Below are 9,746 nucleotides of genomic sequence, written 5' to 3'. Positions count from 1 at the left end.
CCATCAAGGTCTTTAATGGTGTTACCACACAATCCATTAGAAAGAAGGACCTTGATGAGCACCACTATTTTATCATTCCAGAACCGTGTTGTCATTGAAACGCTTCATAATGAAGGACGTTCCTTGCAATACATCGCTAACTACTTAGGCTTTAGTAAGACCACCATCTTTAACGAACTTCACCGGCTAAATAGTGAGTACCAGGCTGAGCTAGCACAAACTGACTTTGAACGCAAGGTTAGTCAACGGGGGCGGAAGTCTTCGCTCACTAAAAACCTTAAACACTTGGTTGAGAAAAAGATTCAAGTCCAGAAGTGGTCCCCTGAACAAGTTGCCCATGTGGTGGGGATTGCCTACAAGACGGTCTATAACTGGATTGATCAAGGATGGCTTGATGTACAGCTACCCAATTTGCCTGATCATGGAATTCGTCGTCATCGTGCTAAAGAAAAGCGTGGTACGTTCAGTCACGGCCGCTCAATTGAGAAGCGTCCTCATAAAGTCGAAACTCGCCAGGAATTTGGCCACTTTGAAGCTGATACCGTACTTTCTGGCAAACGTAAAGGCCAAGCTGTGGCTACTTTTGTGGAGCGTAAGAGTCGCCTGACAATTGTTAAACGGCTCCATGGCCGCGACAGTCAGTCCATGACTCAAGCCGTACTTGAACTAGCTAGTCAACTTCAAGACAAGCTCAAGACGCTTACTGTGGATCATGGGAAAGAGTTCGCTAACTATCAGGCAATTGAACAGCTAACGGGTACTCAGGTTTACTTTGCCCATGCCTATTCACCGCACGAACGCGGTAGTAATGAGAACCGTAATCGAGTTTTGCGACGGTTTATTCCCAAGGGACAAGCCATTGAAGAGTTAAGCGATCACAAGCTGATTCAAATTAATTGGTATTTGAATTCCCGACCACTTAAATGTCTTAACTGGCACACACCAATCGAGATCTTCCTGCTTAATCTACGTCACTAAATTCGTTCAAGTTATTTCTTGCAATCTGCCACTAATAATCAAGAACAAGATCTACAAGTGATTGATGATTTGAAACAAGCTTTGGCTGGTTCCCGCCAACTTAGCTATGGCGGTTTGCTGAAAGAAATTCGCAAGCAGTTGCAATTAGAAGATGTTGAAAATGGCGATTTGATTAATACGGATAGTGACGATCAAGAAACTGATCAAGTAGTGCGTGAAATTGTTGCTAAGTGGGATTATCAACGTAAGAATTATTTTATTTGAGCAGAACTTGGTGGATTGTCTATATTAAGATTGATGGGGAAATTATACGCTCATAAATATTTTTGAAAGTGATGTGTTTTTGTTGTGAATAATTCTTTTTGGGGTAAACTTCTGGACATTTTGACTGATGGAAAGCATCTATTTTTTACTTTTGCTGTCGCACTAAGCTCGTTTATTATTTATTATTTTGGGCTTGTACCTCAATATAATCGTTATCTTGTTGCTTGTTCTGTGGCATTTTATCTTTTGTTTTTTGTTCAGATAGTTATTAGTGTTTTTTATTGGACGGTAAATATCATTTTAAAGCATAGAAGTGTTGAGAATTTAGTTAATGATTCTTATTGCTTAAAAGTGTTATATGACCTTTATAAAAATAATGGTAATGCTTTGGATTTGGACAATTTGAATGGTAAAGTCATTTCTTTGTTAAATGCTGGCTTGATTCATAAGGTCAGAGAAATACCTTTGCAATTTCATTCTGGTTTTGATGAAGTAGACCACCAATATTCCCCTTACATCATTACATCTTTAGGAAAGAAATATTTGATACGAAAACTAGAAAGTAAGTAGTGATTAACTGTCTTTTGATAATCATTGGGAGCTAAAGCAACCTTTGATTATTTTTTTGCCAACGGCAAAAATAGCCTCGCAGAGCCCAAGCTTTACAAGGTAAGGTTATGTCCGTATAATTGGTGTAAATTCTAAATAGGAGGAATTATCATGGCAAAAGAATTACCTAGTTACGCAAGCAAATTGATCAGCGTGCGTCCCCTGACGGACGACTACCTCGAAATCCTACTCGAAATCCCGGCTGGTTTCACCTGGGAGGCCGGCCAGTACATGCGCTTAGGCCTACCCACCAAGGAAGTGACCGACCAAAAGAAGGTCCGCGCCCTGTCCTTTGCGAGCCTACCGGCGGACGGTCACATCCTCTTAGGTACCCGGACCCGCCAGCACGGCGAACCTTCTTCGTTTAAGGCCAACGTGCAAACCCTGGTGCCGGGCGAAGAAATCCAAATCCTCGGCCCACTGGGCAAGTTTACCTTAAAGGACGAAGACAAGCCCCTCGTCCTCTTTGCCAGCGGGGTGGGGATCACCCCTATCCGCGCCCTGGTCAAGGAACTCCACGACACTAAGTCAGACCGCCCGGTAGAAGTGGTCTACGTCGCGGATGGCTTTCACCTCTACCAAGAGGACTTTGAAAAGTGGGCCGCCGACATGCCAAATCTGACCCTGACCCTCTTAGACCACGGTAAGGACGCCGTTGCCCACCTGACGGAACTGGCAGAACAAAAGGATAACGAGGTTCGTTACTACCTGTCCGGTTCACCAGCGATCGTCGAATCTAACCATGACCTCCTCGTTAACGCTGGGGTCGATGAAGACCTCGTTGAAGTCGACAAGCTGTACGGGTACTAGCAGCAAGTGGTGACCAACCACCCTCTCAATAAGTAAAACCGGCTAATCCGCGTTTCTTTGCGAATTAGCCGGTTTTTGTGTTATCTGAGCTGTAAAAACGATTGTCTCATTTTAGTTTCTATCCTTAGCCCACGGCCTGCCCTATGGCTGGATCGCACTTCCGATAACGTGGAAAATGACCACAGACCTAGTGCCTAAGTACGGGCGAAAAACGGTGCCAAGGCACCAACCTTCCCCCTAGCTTAGTCATACGGTCTGTCGAGAAGATCATTCCCCACTCCGGGGGCAATAGAACATCCAAACGAAAAGTAGCGGTAGAAAGGCGAATAACCAGGACTTAAATTAGTGAGGTTGTTCGTTTTTTCGTTTGAGCTTTTTTAGTTTCAACCGATTCACTTCGCGGTAAAAAGTTCCTGAGGAAATTTGGTTAGTGGCTAAAATTTCTTTAACTGAATAGTCACCACTTTGATACATCCGAATGGCAATATCCAACTTTTCTTGGGCGATTCGTGGACGGCCAACTGTTACGCCACGTTTGCGACTAGCCGCAATCCCCTCCTTTACTCGATCAGCCAGTAGATTCCGCTCCAGTTCTGCAATCACACTCATCATTTGCAGCATGGCCCGACCGGTAGGTGTTTCGGTGTCCATCTGCTCCTTTAAAGAAACAAACTTAATTTGTTTTTGGTGCAGTAATTGAATCAAATTTAAAATATCCAACGTATTGCGGCCCAACCGGGAAATGCTTTCAACGACCACAACATCGTGAGCCCGAATGGTCTGGAAAAGCTGGGTAATTCCGGGTCTTTTTTGTCGGGTTCCAGTAAACTTTTCTTGAATGATTTTTTCGGCACCATAGGCCGTTAATTGATCGATTTGGCGATTAAGGTTCTGATCGTCTTTTGAAACGCGGGCATATCCAATAATCATGAGTGACTCCTTAGTTTTTTGATAGCCAAGGGAAAATTAGCTATCTTTTGGCAATGGTTTATTATAAACTTTTTGATAATGAGTTTTTGAAAACTCAAAAACCGGTTAAATCAACCTAATCAAAGTATAGCGAAACCTTTCCAAAAACTATAGTTTTCTAAAAACATTGGAGAATAATATGCCGACTAACCCGCATCACCAACAAAGCTTCGGAACTTTTGAGGGCATCTCTTCTGCCGATCAACTGCGGCTGTATTTTCAATTAACTGATTTTGATCGCGCGTTAATTGATAAAATGCGTTCCGCAACGACTAAATTAGGCTTTGCCGTTCAATTGAGCTCAGTTAGGTTTTTAGGAACTTTTCCAACTAATCTACAACAAGTCCCAGCTGAGGTAATTGATTATTTAGCTAAACAGTTAACTATTGATGGTCGGGCATTAGCAGGCTACACGCGAAAAATGACCATTAGCCAACATATGGCGCTGATTAAGCGAAAATATCATTATCAAGCCTTTACTGATCCCGCGGTCAAAGCGAGCCTGAACGACTGGCTGCTTGAGCGAGCGCGTTTTACAAACGAAACCGAAAAACTACTTTTTGATATGCTGCTAAAAAAATGTTTGGATGAAAAAATTCTCTTACCAGGGGTGACCACCTTTGAACGCTTTGTTAATGGGGTCACGGAGGTTGCCGCCGACCTTTTGGATAGTCAATTAGTGGCCGTCCCTTCAGCGGAAGAAACGGACCGACTTTTAAATCTGTTAACTGCCGTTGGGGAACCCATCTATGGGGCCACCATTAAAATGGATCTCTTAAGAAATCCTTTGATGGATGAAAGCCGCAAAGAAATTAACCGTGGCTTTACTCGATTAAAACAGTTTCAACAATTTAAAACTGAGGATTGGCAATTAGGCGCAATTCCAGCAGGAAAGTTAAAGAATCTGGCCAACTATGCTTTTAAAGCCAAGGCCAGTCTGATTAAACGGATGTCCGTCAAAAGACAAACGGCGTTATTGGTCGCTTTTGTTTCCGAGTATCGCAAACGAGCGATGGATGAACAATTACTAGCTCTTTCATGCTTCTACGAGACGCTTCTTAAACGGGGGCGAATTTACAATTGAAATGCAACACAAAGTAAAAAAATAAACCCATACCGGGTAGAATATGTTTAACGACCAAATCAAACAATTCGAGGTATCCGGTATGAGCTATAAACATCTTACTATAAAAGAACGTGAAATATTTATGTTTTTACGAGCTAAGGGGTTATCTATCCGGGCTGTCGCGTTATGGTTGGGGCGAAATCCAAGCACTATTTCACGGGAGTTAAAACGTTGTGCAGGTAATTATTCCCCAAGCAAAGCAGATAATGACTATCATCAAAAGCGGCAGAATTGTCACAAGAAGCGGCTATTAGACAGCCATCCACAATTACGCCGTCAAATTGTTCATTACATCTTAGATCTGCACTGGTCACCAGAGCAGATTACCGCTCGCTTTAATAAGGAACATCAATGGTGTGTTAGCTACAACACAATTTACCGTCATATCTATCAACACAATTTAGGTGAAAAGTACTCCTCACGTGGTGATACCGGTATTCAGCGCCATCTCAGACATAAACATCGGACCCGGCATTCAAAGAATACTAGACGACATCGAGAAGTACAGACCGACTATATCTCGATCCATGAGCGCCCTGGTTTTATCAACCAGCGTTAACGTATAGGTGACTGGGAAATTGATACTGTGATTGGTCGAACGGGTCACTCCATCCTTTTAACGGTTGTCGATCGGCTTAGTCGGCTTACGCTTATCAAAAAGGTTGTGCAAAAGGACTCGCAGGAGATAAATAAAGGCTTAGTTGAACTGTTAGGGGCCATTCCTAAAGAATTTGTTCATTCTATTACACCAGATCATGGGACCGAATTTCTTCATCTTGATGAAATCAGCGAAAGGTTAGGTGTTACTGTCTATTGGTCCGATCCATATTCGCCTGAACAGCGTGGAACAAATGAGAATACAAATGGATTAATCCGAGAATATTTTCCCAAGCGAACAGATATTGATAATTATACAGAACAGGACGTTGAACACTGCCAAAAGCAGTTAAATCAACGTCCTCGCAAAGTGTTAAACTATGAAACCCCATATGAAGTATTTTTTGACAAACCGTTGCACTTAGTTTGACAATTCGCCTTAGAATCTTGCCATACCTAATGCATGTTGAGCAGCTAGGTTAAGCAAACTCCATTGACGGTCAAATCCTGGTTGGAAGAAGAAGTCTTGTTCAGCCAAGTCTTCCAAGCGCATCTTATGACTAATTGCCAAAGCTAAAACATTGCCTTGAGCAGTAATATCATACTTAGAAAGGACAGCACCGCCTAAGATTTGGTGAGTATATGGATTAAAGGTTAAGCTGACATATACCTTAGGATTATCTGCTTCTGGGACATAAGCTGGACGCATATGATCTTCATAGAAGCTAGTTTGACAATCAAGCTTATTCTTAGCAGCTGAAAACTTATTTAATCCCGCAGTAGCGAAGTGATAGTCAAAGACGCTAAGAGCTGAAGCACCGATAACACCCTTGAAAGCGCGATCTGGCTTATCTTCAAAGATATGATCAACCACATATTGTGCTTCTCTTCTAGCAGTAGTAGCTAAAGCAATTGGCATTGGCTTACCTGCTGGAATAGAAAGTGGCAAAATTGCATCTCCAATAGCGTAAACGTCTTTAACATTCGTTCTCAAGTATGGATCAGTCTTAATCCAGCCTCTTTGATCTAAATCAACTGTGTCCTTTAGCCAATCAGTATTAGGAGTTACCCCTGCTGAAACAATAACCAAGTCAGCTGGTATATCGCCTTGATCGGTCTTGACGCTTTCAACTTTTTCATTACCGTTGAAGCCTTCAATTTTAACGCCCATCTTCAAGTCCATATTCTTCTTAAAGGTAGGTTCCAAAACATCAAGCAATTCAGGGTTCAAGTAAGTTCCTAATGGACGATCAATCATGTCCATTAAAGTTACATGCTTGCCAGCTTTAGCAAATACTTCACTAGCTTCAGTACCAATATAACCAGCACCAACAATAGCAACATTCTTAATTGCTGGATTGTTAACAGCACTCATTAACTTAGAAGCCCAATCACGTCCACGCATTAAATAGATATTCTTAAGATCATTGCCAGGTACTGGTAAAAACTTTGGCGTTACACCTGATGAAAGAATTAACTTATCATATTGAACTTCTTCTTCAGAATTATTGGTTAAATCCTTAACTGTTACTGTCTTATGTTCAGGATGAATCGCGGTTACTTCATGGTTGGCATAAACATGACCGCCCTTCTTTTCAACATCTTCAGGAGCAAAGTTTCTGACGTCATCTTCAGCCGTAACTTTATTTTCTAAGTATAATTGCATACCACAGGACATAAATGAAATAAAGTCGCCAGCTTCATAAACAGTTACATCTACATCATTATATTTATCCAACAGCTCAATTGCTGATTCATGACCACCATGTGAAGCACCAACAATTACAATTTTACGTTTATCCATAAAATCCTCCTAACACAATAGTTTCTTCATTACATTTTCAAGGGTAACACTTATTACTTAATGTCTATCATATTTTGCTCAATAAATTGATTAAAAATAAAAGTTTGGAGTTGACGCTCCAAACTTTTTTGCTAGTGCGCCCGGCATGGGTATTAGCTAGGTGGTGAAAGTCCGCTATGGGCCGTAGTAGTCGGAACCATGAGCTGAGGACAAGGGTGTCCACCGTGAGGTGGAATCTGAAGGAAGTCTAAGGCAAAGTACTGCATCGATGAACAAGAAGTAGCTATAAGGCTGGAATTAACTGGATAAGGCTGCTAGACAAGTTGAAGTCCAATACTACTCGAAGTTGGTCTCAGTAAAGCTAACGATGACATGGTACGAAAGCTAATATTCTTACCCGGGGAGATCTGGCCTACACGTTTCCGACAAGAGGAATAAGTTTAATTTCCACAGAAACAAGCGGTGCAGTGATGCAGTGTTGAGTAAGCCAGAAGTCAGCCGAGGTCATAGTAGTTTGAATAATCAGATGAAGGACTGAACGACAATAACTTGTAACTTATATCGGAGGTGTAATCAGGTGCGACAATCGCAGAAAACAGAACAACAAGCTGACCGCTTGTCGAGGATAGGTTTGGAAAACCGAAAGTACACAAGGGCGCGTAGTACCGGTTATGGTGAAGGTAAAGGTATGAGTGTCACTATCCAAGACCTGGTCTTGGATCGCAATAACCTTAATCAGGCTTATTTGCGAGTTAAGAGAAATAAAGGAGCAGCAGGCGTTGACGATATGACAGTCAATGACCTTCTGCCATATCTCAGAGAAAATAAGACGGAACTGATCGCTAGTTTGCGTGAGGGCAAGTATAAACCAGCTCCAGTCAAACGGGTAGAAATTCCGAAGCCTAATGGTGGAGTAAGAAGACTTGGAATACCAACAGTGGTGGACCGAATGGTTCAACAAGCTGTAGCCCAAATTCTTACGCCTATCTTTGAGCGTATTTTCTCTGATAATAGCTTTGGCTTCCGTCCCCACCGTGGGGCCCATGACGCTATTTCAAAAGTAGTAGATCTTTATAATCAAGGTTATCGAAGAGTTGTCGACTTAGACCTAAAAGCCTATTTTGATAACGTTAATCATGACTTGATGATTAAGTATCTCCAACAATATATTGATGACCCATGGACACTAAGACTCATTCGTAAGTTTCTAACTAGCGGAGTCTTAGACCATGGGCTTTTCGCTAAGAGTGAAAAAGGAACCCCACAAGGAGGGCCATTGTCACCACTACTGGCGAACATCTATCTAAATGAGTTGGACGAAGAGTTGACTAGACGTGGTCACCACTTTGTGCGCTATGCGGATGATTGTAACATCTATGTTAAAAGTCAACGAGCCGGAGAACGAGTAATGCGAAGCATTACCCAGTTTCTAGAAAAGCGCTTGAAAGTTAAAGTGAACCCAGATAAAACCAAAGTCGGTAGCCCGCTACGGTTGAAGTTTCTTGGCTTTTCGTTGGGTGTAGACCACAATGGGGCCTACGTCCGTCCAGCTAAACAATCGCAACAACGAGTAAAGAAAGCACTGAAGTTATTAACTAAACGTAATCGTGGAATATCTCTGACAAGAATGTTTGAAGAAATTCATCGAAAAATGCGTGGGTGGCTTCAGTACTACTCAATTGGGAAACTAACTAACTTTATTCAACGCCTTGACAAGTGGTTGAGGGTCCGAATAAGGCAGTATATTTGGAAGCAATGGAAAAAGTTTAAAACTAAGGTAACTAACTTACAGAAGTTGGGGCTGTCCCAGCGTGATGCATATGTCTTCGCTAGTACCCGAAAGGGCTACTGGCGAACTGCACATAGTAAGGCCTTGAGCTATTCTATAACTAATAGAAAACTGGAACAACTCGGACTTATGAATATGTCCAAGACGCTCCAGTCAATTCAATGTGATTAAGTTGTCGAACCGCCGTATACGGAACCGTACGTACGGTGGTTTGAGAGGTCGATAATTGAACTAATCAATTATCTCCTACTCGATTATCTTCTGCTCAACATCATGAATCTTCACAACTAGTACAGTGCGAATCCAATCAAATTGGGCTTTCATTTGGTCAAAATATGCGCCTTCATTAATGAATTGACCACTGCCATGAATATGATAACCGCGACCCATTCCAGCGGTTCCTGAATAATTGTAAGAACCAATCGTAATGATCAGTTCATGTTTTGGATCTTTTTCAAAATCTTGTTCAATCGAGTGCATCCCCGCAGCTGGAATCAAAATTATATCATCAGAAACCACGTTAATATATTGTGACCAAGTATTAACTACGCTAGCTGGATTACCATTAATCGAGACAATCGTTGCTTGCTTTTATCAGAATAATAATTTTATTTACATACTGCTACAAAGCTATCAAATATCACTATGATCCAGATTTAGAATTGCGGATAACACAGCATAAAATAATATTATTTTAAGGCAGATTGTAAAATTTAAGTTGAACATTTAAGTGGACAGAAAAACCCATCAAGGTCTTTAATGGTGTTACCACACAATCCATTAGAAAGAAGGACCTTGAT

8 protein-coding genes and 2 pseudogenes are annotated in these 9,746 nt (G+C 41.7%); 7 read left to right on the top strand and 3 right to left on the bottom strand.

The window, feature by feature from the left end; all coding sequences use genetic code 11:
• Positions 1 to 54: 54 nt before the first annotated feature.
• The 4 genes from FD27_RS01445 (at position 55) to FD27_RS08885 (ending at position 2,661) form a co-directional block, all read left to right on the top strand.
• Positions 55 to 978, top strand: a complete 924-nt coding sequence (locus FD27_RS01445) for an IS30 family transposase (RefSeq protein ID WP_057748427.1) — start codon at positions 55 to 57, stop codon at positions 976 to 978.
• An 18-nt stretch (positions 979 to 996) separates the two neighbouring features.
• Complete coding sequence (locus tag FD27_RS01440) at positions 997 to 1,242, top strand: protein rep (RefSeq protein ID WP_235802991.1); 246 nt, start codon at positions 997 to 999, stop codon at positions 1,240 to 1,242.
• 120 nt (positions 1,243 to 1,362) lie between these two features.
• Positions 1,363 to 1,812, top strand: a complete 450-nt coding sequence (locus tag FD27_RS01435; protein ID WP_235802990.1) for a hypothetical protein — start codon at positions 1,363 to 1,365, stop codon at positions 1,810 to 1,812.
• Between the two features lie 426 nt (positions 1,813 to 2,238).
• Positions 2,239 to 2,661 carry an FAD-dependent oxidoreductase gene (locus tag FD27_RS08885; protein ID WP_235802989.1) on the top strand — a complete coding sequence of 141 codons (423 nt, stop codon included), beginning with the start codon at positions 2,239 to 2,241 and terminating at the stop codon, positions 2,659 to 2,661.
• A 342-nt stretch (positions 2,662 to 3,003) separates the two neighbouring features.
• Here FD27_RS08885 and FD27_RS01425 read toward each other — a convergent pair whose 3' ends face one another.
• Positions 3,004 to 3,591 (bottom strand): recombinase family protein, encoded by a 588-nt coding sequence (locus FD27_RS01425; protein WP_057748418.1) that lies wholly within the window; start codon positions 3,589 to 3,591, stop codon positions 3,004 to 3,006.
• A 178-nt stretch (positions 3,592 to 3,769) separates the two neighbouring features.
• On the opposite strand from FD27_RS01425, the pseudogene FD27_RS08555 reads away from it, so the two are divergent.
• Positions 3,770 to 4,702: pseudogene (locus tag FD27_RS08555) on the top strand (DUF4158 domain-containing protein); the annotation flags it as partial.
• Between the two features lie 94 nt (positions 4,703 to 4,796).
• Positions 4,797 to 5,783, top strand: a pseudogene (locus FD27_RS01415) (IS30 family transposase).
• A gap of 9 nt (positions 5,784 to 5,792) precedes the next feature.
• On the opposite strand, the gene FD27_RS01410 reads toward FD27_RS01415, so the two are convergent.
• On the bottom strand, positions 5,793 to 7,157 hold the full coding sequence (locus FD27_RS01410; RefSeq protein WP_057748414.1) for an NAD(P)/FAD-dependent oxidoreductase: 1,365 nt from the start codon (positions 7,155 to 7,157) through the stop codon (positions 5,793 to 5,795).
• 577 nt (positions 7,158 to 7,734) lie between these two features.
• Between FD27_RS01410 and ltrA the strand changes: the two genes are divergently transcribed.
• Positions 7,735 to 9,117 carry a group II intron reverse transcriptase/maturase gene (ltrA, locus tag FD27_RS01405; RefSeq protein WP_057748411.1) on the top strand — a complete coding sequence of 461 codons (1,383 nt, stop codon included), beginning with the start codon at positions 7,735 to 7,737 and terminating at the stop codon, positions 9,115 to 9,117.
• A 75-nt stretch (positions 9,118 to 9,192) separates the two neighbouring features.
• Here ltrA and FD27_RS01400 read toward each other — a convergent pair whose 3' ends face one another.
• Positions 9,193 to 9,525: a hypothetical protein gene (locus FD27_RS01400; protein WP_057748408.1), complete on the bottom strand. Its 333-nt coding sequence runs from the start codon at positions 9,523 to 9,525 to the stop codon at positions 9,193 to 9,195.
• Positions 9,526 to 9,746: the final 221 nt, after the last annotated feature.

This window comes from Limosilactobacillus frumenti DSM 13145 (genome assembly GCF_001436045.1).
Classification (GTDB): Bacteria; Bacillota; Bacilli; order Lactobacillales; family Lactobacillaceae; genus Limosilactobacillus; species Limosilactobacillus frumenti.
This window is presented reverse-complemented; position numbering and strand designations above follow the sequence as displayed.

What these genes read in the sequence shown, in the direction of transcription:
- FD27_RS01445 (WP_057748427.1), top strand. Translation starts at nt 55, where the DNA reads ATGAGCACCACTATTTTATCATTCCAGAACCGTGTTGTCATTGAAACG.
- FD27_RS01425 (WP_057748418.1), bottom strand. Translation starts at nt 3,591, where the DNA reads ATGATTATTGGATATGCCCGCGTTTCAAAAGACGATCAGAACCTTAAT.
- FD27_RS01410 (WP_057748414.1), bottom strand. Translation starts at nt 7,157, where the DNA reads ATGGATAAACGTAAAATTGTAATTGTTGGTGCTTCACATGGTGGTCAT.